General features: G+C 40.2%; 19 protein-coding genes and 1 pseudogene. 7 read left to right on the top strand and 13 right to left on the bottom strand.

Annotated features, from left to right (window positions below; all coding sequences use genetic code 11):
- Positions 1-20: 20 nt before the first annotated feature.
- Together FTT72_RS03800 and FTT72_RS03795 are read right to left on the bottom strand one after the other, a co-directional pair.
- A complete protein-coding gene (locus FTT72_RS03800; protein WP_180055506.1) occupies positions 21-551 on the bottom strand; it encodes a YaeQ family protein in 531 nt (176 codons plus the stop codon).
- A gap of 65 nt (positions 552-616) precedes the next feature.
- The gene (locus FTT72_RS03795; protein WP_180177889.1) at positions 617-1,630 is read right to left on the bottom strand and encodes a GTP-binding protein; all 1,014 of its coding nucleotides are present in this window, start codon (positions 1,628-1,630) and stop codon (positions 617-619) included.
- 570 nt (positions 1,631-2,200) lie between these two features.
- On the opposite strand from FTT72_RS03795, the gene FTT72_RS03790 reads away from it, so the two are divergent.
- The 3 genes from FTT72_RS03790 (at position 2,201) to FTT72_RS03780 (ending at position 5,172) form a co-directional block, all read left to right on the top strand.
- A complete protein-coding gene (locus FTT72_RS03790; protein WP_078191424.1) occupies positions 2,201-2,422 on the top strand; it encodes a hypothetical protein in 222 nt (73 codons plus the stop codon).
- Positions 2,423-2,765: 343 nt separating this feature from the next.
- Positions 2,766-4,370: a bifunctional 3-(3-hydroxy-phenyl)propionate/3-hydroxycinnamic acid hydroxylase gene (locus tag FTT72_RS03785; RefSeq protein WP_078192235.1), complete on the top strand. Its 1,605-nt coding sequence runs from the start codon at positions 2,766-2,768 to the stop codon at positions 4,368-4,370.
- A 121-nt stretch (positions 4,371-4,491) separates the two neighbouring features.
- Positions 4,492-5,172 (top strand): hypothetical protein, encoded by a 681-nt coding sequence (locus tag FTT72_RS03780; protein ID WP_180177888.1) that lies wholly within the window; start codon positions 4,492-4,494, stop codon positions 5,170-5,172.
- 174 nt (positions 5,173-5,346) lie between these two features.
- Here the strand turns inward: FTT72_RS03780 and FTT72_RS03775 are convergent.
- Positions 5,347-5,953: pseudogene (locus tag FTT72_RS03775) on the bottom strand (glutathione S-transferase family protein).
- A gap of 215 nt (positions 5,954-6,168) precedes the next feature.
- Between FTT72_RS03775 and FTT72_RS03770 the strand changes: the two are divergent.
- Positions 6,169-7,077: a DUF4349 domain-containing protein gene (locus FTT72_RS03770; protein WP_180177887.1), complete on the top strand. Its 909-nt coding sequence runs from the start codon at positions 6,169-6,171 to the stop codon at positions 7,075-7,077.
- A gap of 119 nt (positions 7,078-7,196) precedes the next feature.
- On the opposite strand, the gene FTT72_RS03765 is transcribed toward FTT72_RS03770, so the two are convergent.
- The 10 genes from FTT72_RS03765 to FTT72_RS03720 all read right to left on the bottom strand — a co-directional run bounded on the left by FTT72_RS03765 (position 7,197) and on the right by FTT72_RS03720 (position 19,189).
- On the bottom strand, positions 7,197-8,090 hold the full coding sequence (locus FTT72_RS03765; protein WP_078191428.1) for a LysR substrate-binding domain-containing protein: 894 nt from the start codon (positions 8,088-8,090) through the stop codon (positions 7,197-7,199).
- Positions 8,090-9,295: an MFS transporter gene (locus FTT72_RS03760; protein WP_180177886.1), complete on the bottom strand. Its 1,206-nt coding sequence runs from the start codon at positions 9,293-9,295 to the stop codon at positions 8,090-8,092. Before FTT72_RS03760 ends, FTT72_RS03765 begins: the two co-directional genes overlap by 1 nt.
- Positions 9,292-9,888 carry a TetR/AcrR family transcriptional regulator gene (locus tag FTT72_RS03755; RefSeq protein ID WP_180025824.1) on the bottom strand — a complete coding sequence of 199 codons (597 nt, stop codon included), beginning with the start codon at positions 9,886-9,888 and terminating at the stop codon, positions 9,292-9,294. The genes FTT72_RS03760 and FTT72_RS03755 overlap by 4 nt, the downstream gene beginning before the upstream one ends.
- Positions 9,889-10,085: 197 nt before the next feature.
- Positions 10,086-10,607 carry an acyl-CoA thioesterase gene (locus FTT72_RS03750; RefSeq protein ID WP_078191431.1) on the bottom strand — a complete coding sequence of 174 codons (522 nt, stop codon included), beginning with the start codon at positions 10,605-10,607 and terminating at the stop codon, positions 10,086-10,088.
- Between the two features lie 275 nt (positions 10,608-10,882).
- Positions 10,883-11,059: a hypothetical protein gene (locus FTT72_RS03745; RefSeq protein ID WP_180177885.1), complete on the bottom strand. Its 177-nt coding sequence runs from the start codon at positions 11,057-11,059 to the stop codon at positions 10,883-10,885.
- Positions 11,060-11,432: 373 nt separating this feature from the next.
- A complete protein-coding gene (locus tag FTT72_RS03740; protein ID WP_180055511.1) occupies positions 11,433-12,425 on the bottom strand; it encodes a patatin-like phospholipase family protein in 993 nt (330 codons plus the stop codon).
- Positions 12,426-12,671: 246 nt separating this feature from the next.
- The gene (locus FTT72_RS03735) at positions 12,672-14,147 is read right to left on the bottom strand and encodes a sodium:alanine symporter family protein (protein WP_180007539.1); all 1,476 of its coding nucleotides are present in this window, start codon (positions 14,145-14,147) and stop codon (positions 12,672-12,674) included.
- A 61-nt stretch (positions 14,148-14,208) separates the two neighbouring features.
- The gene (gene gltS / locus FTT72_RS03730) at positions 14,209-15,450 is read right to left on the bottom strand and encodes a sodium/glutamate symporter (RefSeq protein WP_180177884.1); all 1,242 of its coding nucleotides are present in this window, start codon (positions 15,448-15,450) and stop codon (positions 14,209-14,211) included.
- Between the two features lie 612 nt (positions 15,451-16,062).
- Positions 16,063-17,343 carry a DcaP family trimeric outer membrane transporter gene (locus FTT72_RS03725; protein WP_180009825.1) on the bottom strand — a complete coding sequence of 427 codons (1,281 nt, stop codon included), beginning with the start codon at positions 17,341-17,343 and terminating at the stop codon, positions 16,063-16,065.
- A 643-nt stretch (positions 17,344-17,986) separates the two neighbouring features.
- A complete protein-coding gene (locus tag FTT72_RS03720; protein WP_180177883.1) occupies positions 17,987-19,189 on the bottom strand; it encodes a multidrug effflux MFS transporter in 1,203 nt (400 codons plus the stop codon).
- A gap of 135 nt (positions 19,190-19,324) precedes the next feature.
- On the opposite strand from FTT72_RS03720, the gene yccS reads away from it, so the two are divergent.
- The 3 genes from yccS to FTT72_RS03705 all read left to right on the top strand — a co-directional run bounded on the left by yccS (position 19,325) and on the right by FTT72_RS03705 (position 25,031).
- Positions 19,325-21,493: a YccS family putative transporter gene (yccS, locus tag FTT72_RS03715; protein ID WP_180089119.1), complete on the top strand. Its 2,169-nt coding sequence runs from the start codon at positions 19,325-19,327 to the stop codon at positions 21,491-21,493.
- 85 nt (positions 21,494-21,578) lie between these two features.
- A complete protein-coding gene (locus tag FTT72_RS03710; RefSeq protein WP_180177882.1) occupies positions 21,579-22,139 on the top strand; it encodes a YcxB family protein in 561 nt (186 codons plus the stop codon).
- A 189-nt stretch (positions 22,140-22,328) separates the two neighbouring features.
- Positions 22,329-25,031: a sulfite reductase flavoprotein subunit alpha gene (locus FTT72_RS03705; RefSeq protein WP_180177881.1), complete on the top strand. Its 2,703-nt coding sequence runs from the start codon at positions 22,329-22,331 to the stop codon at positions 25,029-25,031.
- Positions 25,032-25,083: the final 52 nt, after the last annotated feature.

Below are 25,083 nucleotides of genomic sequence, written 5' to 3'. Positions count from 1 at the left end.
AGTTAAATCACATCATGCGCTTATTGCAATTGTGTCCATTCAATCACCGCTTGAGCTTTATCACCAATCAAAGTCCATTCGCCATCCATCACATTTAATTGTAAAGACATGGTTCGTTCGCATAACTCTTGAATGGCAGCTGTACTCGCTTCAGATAATTGCCAAATTTCAACATTCTTCAGGGTTTTCAGTTTGCTGTTGCGTTTGTACCATTCGTCTACTGAAGAACCATAGCTAATCACAGCAACGTGTGGGCAACGTGCACTGGCTTTTTTGACTTTGTCTTCGTCAGGGCAACCGACTTCAATCCATTTCACCAATTGACCTGTTAAATCTTTTTCCCACAGCGCTGGTTCGTCTGTTTCGAAAAGATCTTTGGTAAATTCTAATGCTTCATCTGCATAGCGTGCATATGCCAAGACACGTACCATCAAACGTTCAATCGTTTCAGAAGGATGCAAAGCCATCGTCAATTGATAATCACCATATTGGTGTACATCCATATTGGCAATGTTCAAATCTGCTTTATAAATTGTAGCTTTTAGCGCCATGGTAAAGTCCTCAAATTTGGCGCCTAGCATATAAGATTTAGCAAGCTTTTGCTGCGCTGATTTACTTATTTCTCAGCTTTCTCGGCATCAATACGGCACTGTATTAAGCGATCTTCAAATTCGAGCCATTCACGTTCAGTTTGGTAAATAATTTCGACACGATTATCGATACTTTCCTCGCTCGACTGATAATTAAACTGATCAGGATTAAAGTTAAAGGTTTTCCACCCTTGGTCTGTCTGAAAAATACCTTTGATTCGTAGCCAATCTTGCTGCTCACAGAGTAAATCTAACAACTCAAAAAAGTCGAAAATCCAACGTTTTGGGAGTTTCCAACCTGCGACACTATAGCCCTGAGCGGATTCAACATAATGATAAGGCAACTGTTTAATTTCTGTGGGTACATCAACCGGCATTTGCTTTTGCATCGCCAATAAAGGCTGAATTTTACGCGGACTTCCCACATAGGCAAGATCAATACGTGTCAGTTTTAAATCACCTTTGACAACATTGATCCATTGCTGCTGATACGGTAAATACGCTTGTTTGAGTCGTTCCAAACCAGCTTGATCGGCATCACTCATACAATCGACATGAGACACCACCACGATTTGTGCCACTTTGAGTTGATCGGCATACAGGTTTTGCGATGTCCAATCTTGATCATGTAAGCGTGAGCCATCAACCACGGTCACCAATGCCCGCATGGCTAAATGCGGATGCCAATGTGGCTCAGTCAATTGCTCCAAAAGTTGTCCAGGATGCCCCAAACCTGTTGGCTCGATAAACAGTCGGTCGGGTTTCACCTCTGACAATAACCGTGACAACGCAATTTGCATCAGCAGTTGGCTGCTACAACATAGACATCCACCCAATAATTCCTTCACCGCAAAGCCCTGATCTTGCGGCAACATCTGTTGATCGACCCCGATTTGCCCAAACTCATTCATCAGTACGGCCCAAGTTTCGCCCGCTGGCTTTTGCTTTAATAACTGCTGTAAAACTGTGGTTTTACCCGCACCTAAAAAGCCAGAAATAATATGAACCGGAATCGCACCGTGGGTAGAAACTAATTTCAAAAGTGAGTCACTCAAATAAATAGCCAATGATTGATGGCCTTTACCATAATGATTTCAAAAAAATGCTGCAAGTCTAGTCTTCATTTCTCTGTCTTCATTTTTCTAAAGCATCGTTCAGCCTCTTATTTCAACGAATTTTATAATCATCTGGCTATTGAACAGCCTGTTTACTCAATTGGCATGAATGCATTACATATCTAGTCACACTTTATTGGCAAAGTTAACTCTTATATTTAAAAAAATAGCCATATCGAAAAGAATCCTTACATTTGGATTTTAGTGAAATTTCTGGATTCTGCTTATTTACGACATCGATGTAATCATCATGTAAACAATGAATGAATCATGAAGTCGATTTGGTCATTTTTTCTTGCAAAGTTAAATGAAGATTCCGATATTTTTTTTACATTTAAAACACAGGATGGACGGTTATGTATTCATCCAGTTAACCAGTCTGTTTCACTTTGTTGCTCGCATTGATCACTCGGTTTTCTCGATTTAGCATGAGCTCTCTCCTGATGGACGTGATGATCTTTTCAGGACTTACTAAAATATATAAGGATGCTCAAAATGAAATTAACTCAAATTTTACTTGCTTCTACTCTAGCTGCTGCAGCTGCAACAAGTTTTGCTGCAAGCAAAGATAAACAAGAAGCGCCTGAACAAGAAAAAGTAGTGGTTAGCACTCAAGAACAGCCAGCGACTGAAACAACTGCTGCTGAAGGTACTGCTGCTCAACCTGCTTCAGAAGCAAATGCTGAAGGTTCTGCACCAGCTCAACCTGCTCAGTAATAGACGAATAGCGTACTCCACACGCTAAATTCATTTAGTCTGCTGCTCAACATTTATCCCTCACTAATAGAATGTTGTGCTAAATGAATTAAAGTCGCCGGATCATTGAAAAATGGTTCGGCTTTTTTATGCTCAAAGCTACTAATTGATAGATTTTAATGATCGATAAATCATTCAAAATGATTGATCATTTTAATATAAATAAATATATATCATTTACTTAAAATAAAACCCTGCAAAAAACACGACAATTCGATTCATCGTTTCGACTTATGCCTAGCTTGTTGAAAGCCTCGCTTTAGAACTTAATAGTGGCATATGTGAAGTGATTGGATGTTTACGCATGAGCAATAAAGCAAATTACACAACGGAAGTTGCCATTCTGGGCGCAGGTCCTGTCGGCTTAACCATTGCAAACTACTTAAGTAAGCAAGGCGTCAACGTCACTGTGATTGAACAACTAGACAGCCTGATTGACTACCCACGTGCGATTGGTATTGATGATGAATCATTACGTACCATCCAATCATTAGGTTTAGTGGACCAAGTGTTACCGCATACGACACCGAACCACGCGATGCGTTTCTTAACCCCTAAAGGCCGTTGTTTCGCAGACATTCAACCGCTCACTCGTGAATTTGGTTTCTCACGTCGTAATGCCTTTATTCAACCACAAGTCGATAATGTACTGCTACAAGGTTTAAAACAGTACGAAACCACAAATGTTTTATTCTCTCGTCAATTGTCTGATTTTAGCCAAGATGCCAATGGTGTAACGCTAAATATTCAAAATAAAGACGGTGAAGCTGAAAAAATTCAAGCGCAGTATTTGATTGCTTGTGATGGTGGTAACTCAGTGGTCCGTCGTACCCTCAACATCGGCTTCGATGGTAAAACTGCACCGAACCAATGGATCGTGATCGACATCAATAACGACCCACTTGCAACGCCACACATTTACCTATGCTGTGACCCTGTGCGTCCTTATGTATCTGCTGCGCTTCCACACGGTATTCGTCGTTTCGAATTTATGGTGATGCCTGGTGAAACTCAAGAAGAATTAAGCAAACCTGAAAACATTGCCAAATTATTGTCGAAAGTGCTTCCAACGACCGACGGTATTGAAGTGATTCGTCAGCGCGTTTATACCCACAATGCCCGTATTGCAGATAAATTCCGTGTAGACCGTATTTTACTTGCAGGTGATGCTGCGCACATCATGCCAGTATGGCAAGGTCAAGGGTATAACAGTGGTATGCGTGATGCATTCAACCTTGCGTGGAAAGTTGCAATGGTTGTACAAGGCAAAGCTGGCCCTGCGCTTTTAGATACATACCAAGTTGAACGTAAAGATCATGCAAAAGCGATGATTGATCTTTCTGTAATGGCGGGTCATGTCCTTGCTCCACCGAAAAAATGGCAAGGTTTCGTCCGTGATGGTATTGCCTATGCACTCAATTACATCAAACCGATCAAACAATATCTATTGGAAATGCGCTTCAAGCCAATGCCGAAGTACAACGACGGTGCATTGATCAATAACGGTGTTAAAGACTCACCTGTAGGTAAAATGTTCATTCAGCCACATGTTCAACTTGAATCTGGCGAAAAAGTCCTACTTGATGAAGTCATCGGTAACGACTTTGCAATCATTGCTTGGGGCGTCGATCCGAAATGGGGTCTGTCAGATGCGACCATGAAAAAATGGCAAAAATTGGGCGTTAAATTTATCCAAGTATTGCCTGCTGTTCAGCTTAGCAATGAAAATCGCACCAAGTACGACAATGTGATTACGATTGGTGATATTGGTACTGATATTCGTGGTTGGTTTGGTAAAACCACTGAATCTGTTACGATTCTTCGCCCAGACCGTTTTGTTGCAGCGATTGCAATTCCACAAACTTTAGACAGCGTGAGCCAACAATTGTTTGCAAAATTGCATGCTTAATAATCTAAATAGATCTGCAAGAATTAAAAATCACCATGCATAAAGCATGGTGATTTTTTCTATAATCACTATAAACATCGCATGCTATAATCGTTCAATACATAATTATAAGCTTCGCAAAATGCAAAAAAGATTTCAGAAATTATTCATTTATAGTTTGTTGGGCTTTATTTTTATCTGTTCACTCATTTTCGTAGAGATACATCATTTTCATGCCAATAGTTGGTTAGCTATTTTCGTTTTTTGCCTCTGTTTTCTTATTTCTTTGAATTGCTATTTATTACGCTTAGAAAAAGATGTGAACAAAAACGAAGAATCTAATTTTTTGTCCTTCCATTTATACATTTCATTTTTTTATGCAGTCATTGCCAGCTTTTTTCTCACCACAGTGATTCTTGCTTTATTTGCATTACAAACTCAATATTTTGGTCAAGATAAAAATATCATTCTAAAAGGCCAAGTCTATTCACCCACATTTACACTAGAAAAGAAGCCCTGCCGAACTCGCCTTAAATTTCCCGAAAGTGGTTGGTCTACCTTCGCCTATCTCTGTCTAGATACCAAGAAACACAACTTTTATGGTTATTACAAACTCCATTTGAAAACCAGTTTCGCAGGGGCTGCGGTTCAAGATTATGATTGGATTGATGATCAATTAACATATCAGCAGCATCGTGCCTTAGATATGGACCCACATCAAAAAAGACTGCTTGAAATATATGCCAAACTTGAAAGAGATTTAGGCCCACCTCTATCTGATGATGAAGCCGATGATTTTTTAAATAGAACCAACAATGATTGAGTCTATTTAATTTAGCTCAACATTTGCCATACATTATCTAGGCAATAATTAAAATCGCTTTAGTATCTTATGATTGATATTTAAAACTCTTTCTTTGTAGTTCTCAAAGAAAGAGCTATATGATTAGACATATAGCAACGCCACGTTCAGCCAATAATCAAATAAGCATCCAAGTTAAATCGACTGAAACCAATGCACATTTTTTACTGATTCACGTTGCTGAATCTGCTGAATAAAAGGTTTAAATTCATCTAAATATGGCAATATTTTGAATGAAATGGCATACACCATCCAATAAGCTAAATACAAATCTGCTGCGCTAATTTTATCCCCCAACAGATATGGCTGTGCCTGCGCAAGCCCTGTTTTAATAAAATCTAAAAGTATTTTTTCATTACCAAAACTCAAACTGCCACGTTTTTCATCCATCAACTCAGTACTAATGCCGACATTTTTCATGTCCATATTCAGTCAGCGGACCATGACAGAAAAACATCCATTTCAAATATTCACCCCGTTTTGGATCATCCAATGCGGGTGCTAAACCTTTGTCACTGAATTTATCGGCTAAATAGCTAAAGATGGCTGCAGTTTCACTGATCACAGCAGTACCATCGACCAAGCAGGGAACTTTGCCCATGGGGTTAATCTTGAGATATGCCGCTTGATGCATCTCTTCATATGGCACTTCAATAATCTCAACTTCTGACTCGATGTCTAATTCTTTCAATAAAGGCAGTATGGTATTACTGCGTGAGCGTGGATTGCTGTAGAGTTTCATTGCTGGGTTCATTGTAGATATCCTTATTTTCATCCTTATTGTTCTATCTATGACTATACGCGGCTTTATGTAGAATTATGTTGCGTTCATCCCTGCTTTAAACACTTTCCGATACAATACACCCGACTAATAATTACGCTAAATTTGAATTTATATTTAAAGCAAAAAGTATTTACTCCGACTTTCTGATAATCAAACAATTGAGCTCTACATCGATGAAAAATAAATATTTAATTGCCATGCTAACGGTGATTTTAATTTCAGGCTGTTCAAAGAAAACCGAAGAAATGGCAACTGAAGCCAGCGCAGATGCACAACCTGCTCAAGTCAGTACACAGCAAGATCAAGCAGCGGAAAGCACATCCAATGAGCCGTCTACCACGCCTTCAACAACACAGAAACCTGAAACTATTTTAAATGAGCAGGTCAACCCAGCCGAAGCCTCACGTAAAATGGTACGAGAAGCCAATGTCAGTTTTGAGTCGAAAGATGTGGTTAAGACTGCCTTAGAAATTGAAAAACTGACGCTAAGTTTAGGTGGCTTTATTGAACAGAAAAATATCGACTTTATGGTGCAAGAGAGTCAATCCTACCCGATTGCTGACGGCAAAATTAAAATCTTTGAAAAAGTGAATCCGCAAGCGGAAATGATCATTCGTGTGCCAAGTGAAAAAGCTGCACATTTCGTCAATCAACTGTTGCCCCTTATGCACTTTTTGAACCGTCAGCAATATTCAGCAAAACGCTATGAGCTAAAACTACTCGAAGAAAAAATGTCGCAAACACAGGTCGTGCCCGACCATGTTGCAGCAGCACAAGTCAATGAAATCTCACGCCTGACTCGCTTAGAAGTTCAAGATCGTGTCCGCTATAGCACGATTGTGATTGGCTTTACTCAACCTGCCACTGTCCGTGAACATATCGATATTAACCTTGATGCTATTGCTCAATTAAATGGCGATAGTTTCTGGCAAAGAGCATGGTACGGTATTCAAAAAGGTTGGCAATTTGTGTTGAGCCTGTTGGTTATTCTTATTACGATTTGGCCACTCTATCTGATTATTTTTATCTGTTTGATTGCCTACCGCGTGATGAAACCCTATTTACAAAAATGGTTTAAATAAATCAGAGCGATAAAGGCAACATATCATTGAGTCTTTGATTAAAAATATGATAAATAAAAAATCCCGAAGCGCTTAATTCAGGATTTTTTTATTTAAATCTTAGGGCAATATTTAAAGGCTTAGAAAAAGCCCATATAGAACTGCTCTTTTAAGACTTTTAAAATCAATTCGATCGCATCATTTTTACGATCTTTTCGATAGCTCGCATACAGACCAATGGTCGGCAAGGGTTCAACTGTACTTTTAACCAATATTTTATCACCGAGCAATGGAATGACATAAGACGGCACCAAACTCCATCCCACGCCCATACCGACCAAATTGACATTTAACAAAATATTGGTCGAGTGCTGTACCAAGTTCACATTCAGTTTATTTTGCTTAAAGAAATCTTGAATAATTCGGTATAGCTCAGGTGATGAGTGTTCATCGCTAATAATAAAATCCTGATTATTCATGTTTTTAATGCTGATATGCCGCTGTTCTGCAACAGGCGAATTTTTCGGTACAATCAACGCCAAAGGCTCAGTAAAAATCTGAACAGATTCTATATCAGGGCTTTCTTCGACATAACGAGTAAAGGCAATATCAATCTCCCCTTTACGTACTGCACTGATCTGATCGACATCCATTAAGCTATGAAAATGAATTTTTAACTCAGGAAACTGAGCACGAATATTTGGCATGATATAAGGAAAGACCTTCATTTCAGCCACAGGAACAAAGCCGATATTCAGTTGTTCTTTACTGAGCTGCGCAATTTGACGCGCATCTATCATGGCTTTTTCAGCATGCTCTAAACTCAAACGCGCTTCTTTTAAAAAGGCCTGACCTTCTGCAGTCAGCTCAACTTTTCGGTTGGTTCGCATCAATAATTGCACCCCAACTTCCTGTTCTAGGTCTTTAATTTGCTGACTTAAAGAAGGTTGCACAGTACACATTCGCTGCGCAGCCTTGGTAAAATTTAGCTCTTCGGCAACCGCAACAAAATATCGTAGATGTCGTAATTCCATTATTCAGCTCCTAAAGCACTGCGTTTAAATTGGTTTGCCACAAATAGACGATACATCCACATAGTGAACAGCACCATCACCGCACAAAATAAATAGGTTGCCTGAAATCCAAAGTATGCAATCAGCACACCCATAATGACCGAACCGACAGCAAGGCCAATATCAAACAAGGCAAAAAAGGTGGATATCGCATGTCCCATTCGGGCTTTTTCTACCGTTTGAATCGCGACCGTTTGCAGGCATGGGAACACTGAACCGTAGCCGATGCCCATAAAAACGGCCGATATCCAAAGCACCCATTGATTCGTGAGAAAACTCACAACCACCAAACCAATGGCAAAGCAAATAAATGATGGATAGATGACTGCACTCGGGCCTTTACGATCATAGACTTTGCCAACCCAAGGACGGACGAGCAACATCGACACAGCAAAGACAATAAAAAAGATACTGGTATAAGCGAGTAAATGCTTCAACTCTGCATAAGCGGTGATAAAACTCATCACACTCGAATATGCAAATGCGGTCAGCAATGCCACAAAACTGATGGCAAGTACCCGTGTTTCTATCACATCACGCCATTGGATGGCTGCGGATTGGCTCGCTTGATCACTTGATTTATGCTGTACGTATTCTTGTATTTGAACCAACCACGTAAAAATATAGCCCACTGCAACCAATAAGGCTAATACTGCAAATAAGGTACTAAAACTGCTGAATTGAATCATACTCAGCGCTAAAAATGGCCCGATCACCACGCCTAAGTTGGTCGACATGACAAAGTAGCCCATGCCTTCGCCCTTTCGATGATCTGGGATGTAATCATTTACGATGGGAACATTGACCGTGGTTAATATACTGAACCAAAAACCATGTAAAAAACGAATGACCAACAACGACCACATGCTGTCAATCCACAAATAACTCAGCGCAAAAACGACAAAGATAAAGCCTGAAATACGTACAGAATTGGCTTTACCAAAACGCTCAATGATCATGCCGGAAAAGGGACGAATCGCAATGGATGACACCAAAAACAGCGTTAAAGCCATACCCGCTTGCTGAATCGAACCACCCAATTCTTTCATAATATAAATGGGCAATATGGTCAGCAGCGCAAAGTAATAGCTAAATAAAAACAAGTTATTACACAGACAAAAAACGAAAGACTTGTTCCATAGCGATGCCTGATGTTGAGTAGTCATGAGATCATTGTCTCGCTGCTACGCGTGGCTTGGGACTGCGTAAAAATCGGGTTTAGCGCCAACTGCACCAGTCGCTTGATATAGTCTTCATCTGGCTGGGTATTAAAGAAAATAATCTGATAATGAATCGGGCCGTACAACATGTCCAACATGAGTTCGAAAGGATAATCCGCGCGAATTTCGCCTCGTTGAATGGCCAATTGGATCAGCTCACGTGTCGCTTCACGTCGAGGTAACAAATACTGTTTAAAAAACTCACCTGCTGCTTCACGATGCTCTGCCAAAACCACTAGCAATGCTCGACCCACGTGCTGATTTAAAGCCCGTGATAATTTGAGCAATTGTTGATTTAGATTGAACTCTAAACTTTGTGATAAATCGAGTTCAAACACCGAGGCGGTGTGCGCTTTAAAAGCATCGAAAACCAGATCGGACTTATGCTTCCACCAACGGTAAATCGTCGATTTTCCCACGCCTGCACGAGCCGCAATATCTTCAATGGTCATGCTTCGATAATCACTTTCCGCTAAAGCATCTGTGACTGCCTGTAAGATACATTGCTTACGCCGAGAAGTTTTTTCAGTTTCACTCATAATTTAAAAAACGAAACGCTACGTATCGTTTTATATTAAACAGTATTGGACTGAATGACTATCATTAACTGAGCTGTGAAGAATAAACTTTAGTCGCACACTCGGAATTCAAATCCCAACTGCACTCTCCAGACGAATTTCAGAATAAAAAAAAGATCGCCAAAGCGATCTTTTCAAATATTCAGCCACCAAAGCGATTAGCTTTGTGTCGACTTTTTATAAATACTGCAAGAAGGATGATGATTTTCCTGTAAACGTGCCACTTTACGATGTTCCGCAGCTTCGAAACGACAACGTTTCCAGTCATTATCTAGATTCAATGCCGGAATTTGTTTTGGTTTACCTTGATCATCAACAGCAACCATTGTGAAATAGCAACTATTGGTATGACGCACTGTACGTTTTTGAATATTCTGCGCTTCAACACGAATACCAATTTCCATAGAAGTACGACCTACATGGTTCACACTTGCAAGGAAAGTCACTAACTCACCCACGTGAATTGGTTCTTTAAAATTCACTTTATCGACTGATAGTGTCACCACGTAGCTACCAGAATAGCGACTTGCACAAGCATACGCGACTTGGTCTAACAATTTTAGAATCGTTCCACCATGCACATTACCCGAAAAATTCGCCATGTCAGGAGTCATTAAAACTGACATCGATAATTCTGACTGGTCGTCTAGTGCATTCGCAATTTGATCTAATGGGGACATCTTGTTTCTCTAGACTCGTGATATAACAATGATTAATGTGATTATTATATAGATTTTAATCAAAATTAAATGTTCAAATCGGCAAAAAAACCATCATTATTATTTATAGTGATCATACCATCATTCAGTAAAATATATATCGATATACACCCGATAAACAAGCATTTATCACGTTATCTATACGATTTTTAATTCAAGCTGTGCTGTGTTTTATATATAAAACACATCCATTAAAACGCGTTGCTCCATCGATTCAACACAGCACTGCATTAAACTTAATCGTCTAAGACTTTTAACATCTCGAAAGAGACGTTGTCATAGCTGGTTTTTTGTTCACCATCATTAGTGCTTTCTAGCGTATAAGAATTATCGACATGTACATGAGTGACAATAAATACGCTATCTTCCATCATCGCAAGCTTTACTTTTTGCCCCACATCAAGCGTTTTCATCTACTGCTACCTTCAAAACAATTATTGGTTTTAAGTATTAATAACCTGATGATATTCTAAACACTTCAACGCTATTGGTAAACGTAAGCACATGAATAAAAATGCTAATATAGGTATATACTCTTAAAATCTACGTAAAACCAATTAATAGGATTTTCTTAATTAATTTCAAATAATTAACTGTGTATTTTTTTATTATCACGATTTTTATATCTGGCAAATCTTTTGATTAAGACCTAAAACCAATCATCATCCAATATATTAATGATTACTGGATGCTATTGAGCATGAGAAGATCAAAATGCCTGACCAAAATATAAAATGCACCCTATTACGTGAACAGGATGCATTTCAATTTACTGATTGTACCTGCCTAATCTTTGGCTGCTAAATAAGGAATATGATGCCCCTTGCTGTATTGATGTTCAGCATAAACCCGAGAAATCTCTCCAAGTTTTTCTAAAGTTGCCTCTTCACCTGCTAGCATCGTCGCTTCACGGCCTTTCACATCAAATATATGTGCTTTTTCACGTAAATCAGGTTGAATCACAATGTCTGCACGCTTGAGTTCTTCTTGAGCTAAACGATTTTGCATAATATTGATATTTTGGTTAAACAAGCCCCAAACATTCGACGTTTCGGTATGAATCGGTCGTGCCAAAATATCCACCGCAATAATAATATCTGCCCCTAAATCTCGTGCAACATCCACAGGAACTGGGCTGACCAAGCCGCCATCGACATATTCTGTGTCTTCAATAATCGTTGGAATAAACATACTCGGAATCGACACTGAGGCACGAACAGCCTGTCCCGTATTGCCATAGTTGAACACGACTTTTTTGCCATCCTTTAACTCAGTTGCCACCACATACATCGGGGTTTTTAACAACTCTAAAGGCACGTCATCAACTTGCTCATTGATATAATCTTCAACTTTTTTACCGTCAAAAAAACCTTTTTTGTCCAAGCGTATTTCTCGAACATCATTGGCTTTCATATTTAAGGCGATATCTCTTAACTCATTGGCACTTTTACCTGAAGCATAGATTGAACCTACAATACTGCCCGCACTGGTTCCAACAATAAAATCAGGGTGTATTCCCTGCTGTTCAAGTATCTGAATGGCGCCAATGTGTGCATAACCACGTGCCCCACCACTCCCTAAAACCAAAGCAACAATCGGACGCTTTTCCTGCTTCTTCACTTTTTTAAAGTCAATGCGGTTATTCGCAACTTGAGCAGGTGCTGCTGTATAAGTTCGAATTTGTGAGGTTGTTTCAGCGCTGACCGTTTTTGAGCCCACACTTTGACAACCCACAAGGCTGATTGCGAATGCAGTCATCAAAACAGTTATGCTTTTCATTGAGAGATATTCCAAATACAATACAACTCGAGATTTGAAGAGAAAAAGTAGTCTAATCAGTCCGCATTCACGTCACTGTTATTATTCGTTAATGCCGATGATCGATACACATTATATTGACATACTGCCTAGAAAGTCATTGGCTGTCAAAGTTTCAATGTCTAGCAGAATTTCCACATCAGGATTTAAGCCCTTATCTAGCAAAAAAAGCCCCGATAACGGAGCTTTTTAAGTTAATTTTTGACTTTACCAAATATCGGAATTAACGCGATCCTTATATTTTGGATGCTCATCCATTTTAAACACGGGCTCTTTTACGCCACGTTTTAACTGTGAGGTATAGTCTTTCAACAGCATCAATAAAAATGGTGTCAGCAATAGAATCGCAAAGAGGTTAATACTTGCCATCACGCCCATGAAGAGGTCTGCTAAGTTCCAAATCAGTGGCACACTCATGATTGAACCAAAGTACACCATCATGAGGACGAATACGCGGAATATAAACATCACTTTAGGATTGTTATTGATAAACTGTACATTACCTTCAGCATAAGCATAGTTACCGATTACTGAAGAATAAGCGAATAAGAACAAGATAATGGCAAGGAAGTCATCTCCCCAAGCACCAATCTGACTCTCAAGCGCCATTTGCGTCAAAGCAACACCTTCAAAGCCTGCATTTTCATACAAACCGGACGCCAAAATAATGATGGCCGTACAGGTACACACGACAAATGTATCGACAAAGACACCGAGCATCTGAACTAGGCCTTGATTGACAGGGTGTTTAACATCTGATGCTGCCGCAGCATTGGGTGCAGAGCCCATACCCGCTTCATTCGAGAATAAACCACGTTTAATCCCCTGCATCATTGCCATAGAAACCATAGCACCGAAAAAACCACCTGCCGCAGCATCAAATTCAAAGGCTTTACTGAAAATTAACTGGAAAATATCTGGGAGAATCGCAAAGTTAGCAAATGCAACATAGAAAGCAACTGCGAGATAAAGCAAAGCCATAAAGGGCACAAATCTTTCTGCAACTTTGGCGATCCGTTTAATCCCGCCAAAAATAATCAGCGCAGTTATGAGCACCAAGAATAAGCCCACCCAAGAGATTTCAAAACCGAAACCACCTAAGTCTAAAATGATGTTGGCTTTATCCCAGCCCCACGCATGTGAGGTCGCACCTGTAATCGCATTGGCTTGCACCGCATTAAAGACAAAACCATAGGTTGAAATCAGCGCGATGGCAAAAACCACACCCAACCACTTTTGCTTTAAACCTTGTGTAATGTAATACGCTGGTCCACCACGGAATTGCTGATTTTGCGTATCACGCACTTTAAAGAGCTGTGCAAGTGAAGATTCCACAAATGCTGAACTCATGCCTAAAAATGCGGTAAACCACATCCAAAACACTGCACCTGGCCCACCAATTGCAATCGCAATTGCAACACCTGCGACATTACCCACACCGACACGACTTGCCAGTCCCGTCACAAAGGCTTGGAATGGTGTAATCCCATGTTCATCATCGCCTTCTTTACGGCTAGATTTCATCACTTTAATACTATGAAAAAATAGACGAATCTGAACTGCGCCGGTGATTAAGGTATAGAAAATACCAACCGCCACTAAGAATACGACTAAGAAATCCCAAAGCGGATCATTAAAAACTTTGACCCAGCCCATGAGAGTTGCATTTAATTGTTCATCCATAATCAATACCTAAAATGCGAATACAAAAAAACAAAGGCTCTAATTTAGAGCCTTTGTAGAATTAAGCGAAAAATTTGAGAATTAATTGAATAACCGTCGCATTAATTAAGTCAACAAAGAATGCACCACATAGCGGCACAATTAAGAATGCCTTATGTGAAGGGCCATACATATTTGTAATCGCTTGCATATTTGCCACAGCCGTCGGGGTTGCACCCATACCAAAACCACAGTGACCTGCTGATAAAACAGCAGCATCGTAGTTTTTACCCATGACACGGAAAGTCACAAAAGCAGCATACAAAGCCATCGTCAGCGTTTGTGCACCCAAAATGACTACAAGTGGGCCAGCGAGATCGGACAATTGCCATAACTTTAATGACAACAATGCCATCGCCAAATACAAAGATAGAGATGCATTACCAAATACATCGATAGCGCGGTCAAAAATTTGTACACGGAAAATACCCTCCAGTACATTTCGCAAAATTACACCACCAGCCAGTGCCCAAACAAATGTCGGTAATTCAAATACAGTACCTTTACTAAAATCGGTCATGAAGTCCGCAAATGCTAAACACCCTGCAAATAAACCTAATGTGGTAATCGCATTATCTGCTGTAATGAGACGAACTCGATGCGGATATTCAAACGGCACATATTCTGTTGAATTAATATCTGCTAGAGGAGTGTTATCACTTTTTTCAATTTGTTCATGAGTACGAGGCGTTGCAAGTTGATAGCGGTTAATTAATAGCTTAGCCAGTGGACCACCGATAATACCGCCAATAATCAAACCAAATGTCGCACTTGCCATACCTAAGGCTAATGCACCTTGAATGCCATGTTGAACTTCTAAAATTTCACCCCATGCGCCTGCAGTACCATGACCACCGGTAAGGGTAATAGAACCTGCAATCAAACCAATAAGAGGGTCAATACCTAGCACCGTCGCAAGACTGATACCTACGAGGTTCTGCACCATGATGAATGAAGCAACAGCGACGATAAAGATGACCAAGCCGATCCCGCCCTCTTTTAATTTGGCAAAATTTGCACTCAAACCAATAGAAGCAAAGAAAATCAGCATGAAACTCGTTTGTAATTCACTACTCGTTGTAATGCTATAGCCCCAAAGACTGTGCACTACTAAAGAAATAATCGCTGCAACTAATCCACCGGCAACAGGCTCTGGAATGTTGTATCGGCCTAAAAAGCCAATACGATTAACAAGAAACCGTCCCAACAAAAGCACAATTACCGCTGCGATTAAGGTATAAAACGCGTTAAAATTAAATTCCATATAATTTGTCCAAAATTATTTGAATATTTTTAAAGCTCTTCTATCAGCATTAGCTGCCTTTATAGTCTGAAATACAACTACATTTTGTAATTTCAAATCAATAATGCAATTCAACGACTCAAGCTAAAGAGTTTGAAAAATATTCATCATCTGATTCAAATAAGTAAGTCTGAGCTTTAAAAATTAACTCAAAATGACTAACAAATCGCTAAAAGTTTTAAATTGAGAAACAGCCTCAAATGAAGCAAATTCAATGACAGAACATTGTGTATGTCTGTACTGTTTTGCACTATTTCTGAAAAGTCGCACATTATGCAGCCTGAACAATAAAATTTCAGTACTTTTTATTACAAAAAGTTAATTTTTCTATAATTTAAAGTTATATCCAATTGTTTTTATTTAAATGCATTCGTATTTTTTATCTATATAAAATATTAAAGATTTAAGCGTGATCCATATACTGTATGTGGTTCAACGACATCATGACTAGGCTATTCGGTGACTTTAATTGCTCAGACATATTTGTTCATCTGCTTTGTTACACCCCTCATTTAAACAAAAAAGCCTGAACTGAGTCAGGCTTTTTTGTGCGATTAGAATCAGTCGTTGAGCTTAGAAGCTATATTTAGCCATTAAGCCAACGCGGTCATCGTTATAAGATTCACCCGCAAAGTTTTTGCGTTTACCATTTACATATTCCAAGCCAAGTTCAACTGGTTTTACAGGTGCGTAAATAAAGTTAATCCAAGCTTGCTGTGCTTCTTCGTTCGCATTTGAATTCAATGCATCTTTCGCATACGCGCTGCCATCATCCGCAAATAGCGCGCCGTAAGCTAAAGTCGAACGTAGTTTTTCATTAAACTTATAGGTTGCACCCACTTGTACAGCAGTGAATTTGTTTTGCTCGATGTTGCCATCTACAACAGAGTAAGCCGAGTTAGAACCATATAAATAGTTGCTGTTGCCTTCTGTATACGAAACATCACCATTCAATTTCAATTGATCAGTCACTGCATAAGATGCACCCGCTGCTACGCCCCAAGCTGTTTCAGTATCATCTGCAGCTTTAGATTTGTAGTTTTCAACCAATGCACGAGCTGAAGCGGTACCTTTACCTGCGGCAAAACCTTGAGTCACTTTGGCAGTTAAGTTTGGAAGACGATAAGTCGGATCTGCAGCAACAGTCCCTTTACTATCCCCTTCTTCCGCAGAAACAAATAGTTGAGTATCTGGAGCTAATTTGTAGTTATAACGAACTTGAGGAATACGTGTAGTACCACCACCCAAGTTTGTATTGAAATCAATCATTTCTGGTGCATGGCTAGATAAGAAGTTAGATGTCGTTTGACCAAATAACCAGTTGTTAAAGGTTAAGTAACCGTGACGTAAGCGAAGTCCATCATTTGAACCACTTGCATCTGCAAAGTCGACTTCAATTTTACCGCCCACTTTATTATCACCACCGACAGGTGCTGTAAAATCTAAACCAAAACGTGTGGTTTTTGCAGTTGCGCGAAGTTTATCTCGTGCTTCTTCTTTAGACGTATGTACGTTGTTGAAGTCGTTATCCGCACCTTCGATGATGTAGTTCGCATCACCACGAACAAAACCGTAAAGACTTACATCTGCACCTGTTTTAGATTTTAAGCTTGCAGCTGGAGAAGCTGGTGGCGGTGGTGGTGCAACAGGACGCGCTTTAACTTGCTGAATCTCTGTTTGTTGCTGTTGTTGAACTTGCTGCTGCGCTTTAATCAAACTTTTCAGTTCTGCAACTTCTGCACGTAATTGTTCAATTTCAGAAGTATTGCTGCCTGCATGAGCCATTGAGACCGTTGCCAAACTCATGGCAACAACAAGGGTTTTCATTGGGTGGAATACAGTTTGAGTTTTCATCCTAAGCTCTCTATTGTCCTGTCATTGTTGTATGCCCTAACTCTGGGCGCTTTGTTATTCGCCTATTTGAGCGGACAAATTTCAAGCTGCATATCCGTGCTTTAGTCGCATTAAAGTCCCAACTTGCAGCCCTTAATAACGAAATACTTGAAAGCAAAAAGCAAAAACGCTGAATCCATCACTGAAAATAGACTGAAATATTTAGTTAAAATTCAGACTTAGCCGATTCAGATGGCAAAAAAGCTCAACACCCATACCTTAAAGGTAAAAATCCATACCCTATAGGTATGTCATAAAAATGATAAAATCCGACATATTACCGATAGAGACATTCACAATGTATTGATTCAGCATAAAGTACTGTGTTTGATGCAAATAATACTTATTTATCAGTTGCTCTATTTCATTCGAGTGGGACAACAGCGATCCACTGTTTCACTTTTTATTTTCAAGTGGATGATTGTTTAGATATAAGTTTCGAGAAAATAGAAACTAACCTCACAATGGGAAAATAGCACAATCATTCATAGTTATGGATGATGAACATTTATAATGAGTGACGCGGATATTTGATCAATAATACACGTACGTTGATGACCGACGTTTAAGTCAGACCTGCTAAACGTCATCACCTGCATTTAGTTCAACCCATGGCTGAAGCTTTTAAACTACGCATGGTGAACATTGCAACAACCACAAATAGCAGCATAATCAGGGCCATATTAATCAGCGCTGACCATACTAAAAAGTTCAAAAACACTCCGGCCAATAGACCACAGGCAAATTGCATACTTCCCATGATTGCACTGGCTGTGCCAGCTCGTGAGCCTTGTTCAGACATCGCCAATGCCATCGCATTTGGACCAGTGAAGCCGATTGAAGCAACACATAAGAACATGCCCAACATTACAACAATGATAGAGGAAAGATTAAATAATCCTGCCGCCAATAAGATCAGCACACCACACAATTGAAGTGCATTACCCAATTGCAAACGATGGCGAACATCCAGTCGATTTGCAAGTTTCTTATTGAGGGTTGAAAACACCATAATCCCTAAAGCATTCGCCCCAAATACATAAGCAAATTGCTGTTGGCTCAGACCATAACCATCCATTAAAATGGCAGATGAGCCACTGATATAACAAAATAAAATTGCGCCAGAAAAACAGCCTGTGAGCATCGGTTTACGGAAAGTTTCGTCCTGTACAATCGCACCATATAAACCTAAGACTTGTTTCAAACTTAATTTTAAGCGTCGCTCAACAGGCAGGGTTTCTTGAAAGAAAAAATGTACGCAGAAAAGACAAAAAATACCGACAAGTACCAATACCGCAAATATGTATTGCCATTCAAACACCTGTAACACCCATGCGCCTAAAGTAGGTGCAATGATTGGTGCAATTGTTGTCACGATCATCATACTGGCAAAGGCTTGAGCAGAAGCTTGCATACTTAAGCGATCACGAATTGCTGCACGAGCAATCACCACACCAACACAGCCACCCAAGGCTTGTAGAACGCGAGCCGCGATCAAGCTCCATTCACTATTGGCAAAGACACACAGAAAACTGGCACAAATATATAAAACCAAACCGAAATATAGCGGTGTTTTACGCCCAATGCGGTCGCTGACTGGCCCATAAATTAACTGCCCAATCGCCAAACCCAAGAAATACGCTGGAAGACTATTGGCTACTTGTTGGGTTGTGACACCAAAATCGTCAGCCATTTGAGGCAAAGCCGGTAAATACATATCGATTGAAAGTGGACCTAAAGCAGTGAGCAACGCCAATAAGACGATCCAGCGTTGAGAAAATTCCTTTTGTGATTCGACGCTTTTCATAAGAATAATTCATTTATTGCAAGCAAGTTTTGCAGACAAGTTTACACTGCACATAGTATTATTTCTTGGCTTCAATGTGAAAATTCACACGATACACATTGCTTACTGCCCCATCGCTTTAGCAAAGGAAAAATTTTGAACGCCTGGCTCGCACGACTGAAACAAGCAACCTATAACACGACCTTTATGTATAACTTGCGCATGGTCATTGCCTTCGCAGGAACTGCTTTTGTCCCTTATTTTTTAGATCAGCAATTAATGACCATTCCCCTCACTTTGGGTGTGGTGGCCGCAGGTCTAAGTGATATCGATGACCGCTTTTCAGTCCGTGTGCTCAATCAAATTTATACCTATATCGGGTTCTTTGTTACTGCGGTATCCATTTATCTGTTGTTCCCACATCCGATTTTATTTGCTTTGGGGCTGATTGTGTCTTGTATCGGTTGGATTCTTTTGGGTTCATTGGGTCGTCGCTATGCCACCATTTCTTATGGCTGTCTGGTAATCTCCGTGTATTCCATGCTAGGGGTCGAACTTTTTGAAAATTGGTATACACAAGCAGGTTTATTGGTCATCGGTGCGATGTGGTATGGACTGCTTTCGACTTTGAGCTTTCTACTGTTTCCTGTACGTCAAGTTCAGGACAAATTGGCGCAAAGCTATTCATCTCTAGGTGACTTCTTATTTGCAAAATCTAACTTGTTTGATGTCGATATGACACCAGAAAGTTACCAGCAAAGTTTGATTGAGCTATCGCTCGAAAATGGCAAATTAATTGGCATTTTCAACGATATGAAAACGGCCTTATTAACGCGTTTAAAAGGAGACCGTGGACAAAAAGATACACGTCGTAGCCTGCAATATTATTTTGTCGCGCAAGACATCCATGAACGTGCCGATTCCGCACATATTGATTATCAAAAATTGACCCGTATTTTTGAACATAGTGATATTTTATTTCGCTTTCAACGCGTGCTCTCAATTCAAGGAAAAGCCTGTAAAGATTTAAGTATCAGCATCTTACAGCGAAAACCCTATCATCATAATCAACGTTTTAAACATGCGTTCCACAATCTAAAATTGTCACTCGAAAAGCTGCGTGAAGAACAAAAATACGATGAAGTCTGGATCAACTCTTTATTTGCTTTATACCAAAACCTAAAAGGCATCGATGCGCAATTACGCAACGTCGAAACTGAGCGTTATATTGACCGACAAGCCCTGATTGAAAATCGTTTAAAAGATGATGATTTAAAAGGCTGGGACGATATCGTCATTCGATTCAAACAACATTTGAGTCCAGAGTCGGTGCTGTTCCGTCATGCTGTGCGTTTATCGACTGTCTTATTTATTGGTTATATTTTTGTCCAAGTGACCAATATCAGTTATGGCTATTGGATTTTATTGACCGCACTGTTTGTCAGCCAGCCGAACTTTAACGCCACCAAACGTCGCCTCTATTTACGTATCATTGGCACCTTGGTCGGGATTATTTTAGGTTATGCGATTTTATATTTTGTCCCTTCTGTCGAAGGTCAACTATTACTGCTCATTTTAAGTGGCGTGTTGTTTTTTGAATTACGCAGTAAGCAATATGCACAAGCCACTGCATTTATTACCATTTTGGCGCTGATCAACTTTAACTTAGATGGCATGGGTTTTGCCGCAGCTATGCCGCGTATGATTGATACACTGATTGGCTGTGCCTTGGCATGGTTTGGTGTGAGTTTCATTTTCCCAGACTGGAAGTTCCGTCGCCTACCTCGGACCATCAGCCGTTCGATTCAAGCGCAGTGTGATTATTTGGCCGAAGTGGTTGAACAATACAAATCTGGTCGTAATAACGGCTTGAATTATCGTGTGGTCCGTCGTGCAGCACATAATACCGATGCAGAAGTAGCATCACTGATTTCCACATTAGCCACCGAACCCGATACCGACCCGACTCAAAAAGCTTTAGCCTTTGAGTTTTTGTGTCTCAATCATACCTTTATTAGTTATATCGCAGCCTTAGGTGCACATCGTGAAAAAATTCAAGATCAACAGGTCTTAAATTTACTGGATAAAGCCACAGATGACATTCAAGGTGCATTACTACGTGACGAAGTTCCAGACTTATCTGCGCAAAATATGTTGCAAGAAATCCGTCAGCGATTGTCACAAAATAGTGAGGAAGATCAAAAATCCTTAATTGTGTTACAACAGCTATCCTTAATGTTTAACGTGTTGAACCAATTTAGCCAATTGAAACAAAATCTCAGTCATGAGCATGATCAAGCATCGACTGAACTGGCTTCGCTATAATTTGGATGATTTTGGAACAATATACTCACTGAATTGGTATAAATAATGCTAAACTTTTTACAGTTTTAAATCTGTTACTTTCACTATGACCGCAAAAAATTTATACGCCTACACGCTAGAGCCAGTGGCTTATGAAATTTCTGAAGAAGAACAACGTTATGCTCAACTTGTTCTGTCTCGCAGTAACTTCAAAATTGGCAAAAAAGCATGGCTAATTATGGGTGCAATTCTTGCACTGGCACTCTTGGGCCTCATCTTTATTAAGAACTATTCAACAGTATTTTGCTGGGTAGCTATTGTCTGTGTCGTGATTTACTTCCTTGTGCGTAAATTCGGTATCGAATGGTATGCGAAACGCAAACTGAACGAAGTCCCTGTACAAGAAATTAAAGGCATCCGTATGGGTGTTCAGCCGCATGGGATCTCTATGCAGCAACGTATGGGTGCAAACATGGGGACGATGACTGTCGGTTGGAAAGACATTCATGAATGGTATGACACCAAAGACTTCATCCTTTTGAACTTTAAAGTAAAGGGTCAAGACGGCGCATACATCTTGCCTAAACGTATGGATAGCAAGAAGTTTCCATTTTTGACCATTCGTAAACATTTAAATGAAACTGTAGGCCCTGCTAAAGCAATTTAAGCTAAACAGACATTTATGTATAAAAAAACCTCCGCTTTTTGGAGGTTTTTTTATCTGTTTAATTTTTGAATAATTATTGATAATTACAATAATGAGAATGAATATTACTTACTTTTCCCACATTCTCTACTACATCATCGTTTATAATTCGTCGCAATTCAGCAACCTTTTATCAATATTAAATCCATCATGTTTAAGAAAACCCTTTTCCAGATTCACTGGTTCTTGGGGATTAGTGCCGGCTTAATACTCTCGCTCATGGGGGTTACAGGTGCCATTTATTCCTATGAACAGCAAATACTTAAAGCAATCAATCAGGACAGTTATGTGGTTCAGGCTCAACAGCAACCTAAACTACCCCCTGCTGAGCTTTATCAGCACTTTAGTCAGTCTGATCCTGACATGAAAATTAACAGCATCTCTATTGCCTCAGATGCTACCGCCTCAAGTACCGTGAATATTGTCAAAGAAGGTGCTCGTCGTGGCTATAACATGATGGTTAACCCCTATACAGCCGAAGTTTTACCTGAAATTAAAGGTCAAAAATTCTTCCAGTTTGTACAGCAGCTACACCGTAATTTAACTGTTGGCCCTGTTGGTAAACAAATTACCGGCGCATGTACACTCATGCTGATTTATTTTGTATTGAGTGGTTTATATCTGCGTTGGCCCAAAAGACATTCTGTTAAACAATGGCTTGCAGTAAAACCAAAGCTTAAAGGTCGTAATTTCCTATGGGATCTACATGCTGTCGTCGGCACATGGGTGATTATTTTCTATCTCATTTTGGCATGTACAGGTTTGTATTGGTCTTATGACTGGTGGCGTAATGGCATGTTTAAAGTCATGGGCGTTGAACGTCCACAGCCCCAGTTACAAGAAGGTCCAAAACCGAATGGACAACCTGCTGAACAGGCGGGTGCAAAGCAAGGTGGTGAAAAACAAGCCACTGAGGCAAAACAAACTCATGGCGAACACCAAGCACGTTCTGAAAGAAACCCTGCAACGTCGAGTCCCTCTGAACACGGCGCTCAAGAAAATAAACATGGTGCTGAAGGTCGCGGAGAAAAACGTGGTCTAAAACCAGAACAAGTGAATATTGCCCTTACGCAAAGTTGGAATGGCTTTAATCAAAATATTGGTCGTGAATACTCAAGTGTCACTTTTAATATTCCGAAAAAAGCCAATGGTGAATTAGAAATTAACTTTGTGGATGCCGTCCCTCAACATGAACGTGCTCGCAACAAAGCGACTTATAACTACAAAACGTCTGCTCTCACCGATATCGAGTTATACGAAGATAAAAAGCTAAATGAAAAAATCATGACCAGCATGTTGCCTGTACATCGCGGTAGTTTCTTCGGACCGATTTATCAGTTCTTTGTGGTTATTGCATCCCTCATGATGCCGCTGTTCTTTGTCACAGGATGGATGCTCTATCTCAAACGTCGTAAACAGAAAAAACTGACACAGCAAGCCCGTCAAAGCTTAGCACCAGTTACCATCGACCCAAATGCACAGCCTTGGTTAATTTGCTATGCATCACAAACAGGTCAGTCTGAACAATTGGCATGGCGTACAGCAACAAGCTTACAAGAGGCTCGTCAGCCTGTAACAGTGAAAGCTGTTCAGCAACTTTCAGCAGATGACTTAACGCAAGCCGCTCAGGTTTTATTTGTTGCAAGTACCTATGGCACTGGCGAAGCACCTGACCTTGCTTCAAGCTTTGAACGTAAACTGATGACACAAAGCCTCGATTTGAGTCATGTTCAGTTTGCCGTATTAGCTTTAGGTTCTGAAGAATATCCGGATACTTTCTGTAGCTTTGGTCATGCGATTCATCGTTGGATGCAGAGTAATGCTGCGAAGCACCTGTTTGACACAATTGAAGTCAATAATGGCGACACCCAAGCCATTCAAGCATGGAATAGCGCTTTAGCCAAAGCGACTAAACTTGAACTTCAGCACATGCAAATTGAAAAAACTTTTGATGCATGGACATTGACCAAACGTGATCTACTCAACCCGAACAGTTTAGGTGCACCTGCATTTAATATTGAGTTAAAACCGCAACATGAAGCCAACTGGCAAGCGGGTGATATTGCAGAGATTCAGCCGGGTAATAGTGCTGAACGTATTGCAAACTTCATGCAAAAGTACCAGATTCAAAGTCAGCAAGTGGTTGATTCTACTCAGCAACGTATTGAAGATGCATTATGGGATCGCAACCTAAATACAGATATTGAACCCTTTGCCAATCTTGATCATTTGCTTGAACAGCTTCCACCGCTTCCAACTCGTGAATACTCCATTGCCAGTATTCCAAGTCAGCAAGTATTACGCTTAGTGGTGCGTCAGCAATCCAATGCAGAGGGTGAACTTGGCTTAGGCTCAGGGTGGTTAACACAACATGCAGCGATTAATAGCACACTACAACTGCGTATTCGCACCAATGAATCATTCCATTTGATTGCAGATAATCGTCCTGTGATTTGTATTGGTAACGGTACAGGTATTGCAGGTTTACTCAGTCTTTTACATGCACGCGTTCGTCAAGACTATACGCAAAACTGGCTGATTTTTGGTGAGCGTCAACGCGCACATGATTTTTTTTATCAAGACATCATTGAAGCATGGCAAAACACAGGCTTAGTTCAACGCATAGACCTCACCTTCTCTCGTGATCAAGCGGAGAAACGCTATGTGCATCATGAGCTACGTGACCATGCGACCTTATTAAAATCATGGGTAGAACAAGGTGCCGTGATCTACGTTTGCGGTAGTATCAACGGTATGGCAACGGACGTTGACCACGCATTAATTGATATATTAGGTGAAGATATTGTTGCTGAACTGCGTCAAGCTGGACGTTACCGCCGTGATGTTTACTAATAAGATGTTTACTAATCAATAGCCCCAACTCAAAACCAGACCTCGTGTCTGG

Source organism: Acinetobacter sp. YH01005 (assembly GCF_013420465.1).
GTDB lineage: Bacteria > Pseudomonadota > Gammaproteobacteria > Pseudomonadales > Moraxellaceae > Acinetobacter > Acinetobacter amyesii.
Note: the sequence above shows the minus strand (reverse complement) of the source record. Positions and strands in the feature narration are given on the sequence as shown.

Coding starts and splice junctions, on each gene's coding strand:
- FTT72_RS03790 (WP_078191424.1), top strand. CDS start 2,201: ATGAAATTAACTCAAATTTTACTTGCTTCTACTCTAGCTGCTGCAGCT.
- FTT72_RS03735 (WP_180007539.1), bottom strand. CDS start 14,147: ATGGATGAACAATTAAATGCAACTCTCATGGGCTGGGTCAAAGTTTTT.
- FTT72_RS03705 (WP_180177881.1), top strand. CDS start 22,329: ATGTTTAAGAAAACCCTTTTCCAGATTCACTGGTTCTTGGGGATTAGT.
- FTT72_RS03720 (WP_180177883.1), bottom strand. CDS start 19,189: ATGAAAAGCGTCGAATCACAAAAGGAATTTTCTCAACGCTGGATCGTC.
- FTT72_RS03770 (WP_180177887.1), top strand. CDS start 6,169: ATGAAAAATAAATATTTAATTGCCATGCTAACGGTGATTTTAATTTCA.
- FTT72_RS03760 (WP_180177886.1), bottom strand. CDS start 9,295: ATGACTACTCAACATCAGGCATCGCTATGGAACAAGTCTTTCGTTTTT.
- FTT72_RS03725 (WP_180009825.1), bottom strand. CDS start 17,343: ATGAAAACTCAAACTGTATTCCACCCAATGAAAACCCTTGTTGTTGCC.
- FTT72_RS03800 (WP_180055506.1), bottom strand. CDS start 551: ATGGCGCTAAAAGCTACAATTTATAAAGCAGATTTGAACATTGCCAAT.
- FTT72_RS03755 (WP_180025824.1), bottom strand. CDS start 9,888: ATGAGTGAAACTGAAAAAACTTCTCGGCGTAAGCAATGTATCTTACAG.
- FTT72_RS03710 (WP_180177882.1), top strand. CDS start 21,579: ATGACCGCAAAAAATTTATACGCCTACACGCTAGAGCCAGTGGCTTAT.
- FTT72_RS03780 (WP_180177888.1), top strand. CDS start 4,492: ATGCAAAAAAGATTTCAGAAATTATTCATTTATAGTTTGTTGGGCTTT.
- FTT72_RS03765 (WP_078191428.1), bottom strand. CDS start 8,090: ATGGAATTACGACATCTACGATATTTTGTTGCGGTTGCCGAAGAGCTA.
- FTT72_RS03750 (WP_078191431.1), bottom strand. CDS start 10,607: ATGTCCCCATTAGATCAAATTGCGAATGCACTAGACGACCAGTCAGAA.
- FTT72_RS03745 (WP_180177885.1), bottom strand. CDS start 11,059: ATGAAAACGCTTGATGTGGGGCAAAAAGTAAAGCTTGCGATGATGGAA.
- gltS (WP_180177884.1), bottom strand. CDS start 15,450: ATGGAATTTAATTTTAACGCGTTTTATACCTTAATCGCAGCGGTAATT.
- FTT72_RS03785 (WP_078192235.1), top strand. CDS start 2,766: ATGAGCAATAAAGCAAATTACACAACGGAAGTTGCCATTCTGGGCGCA.
- FTT72_RS03740 (WP_180055511.1), bottom strand. CDS start 12,425: ATGAAAAGCATAACTGTTTTGATGACTGCATTCGCAATCAGCCTTGTG.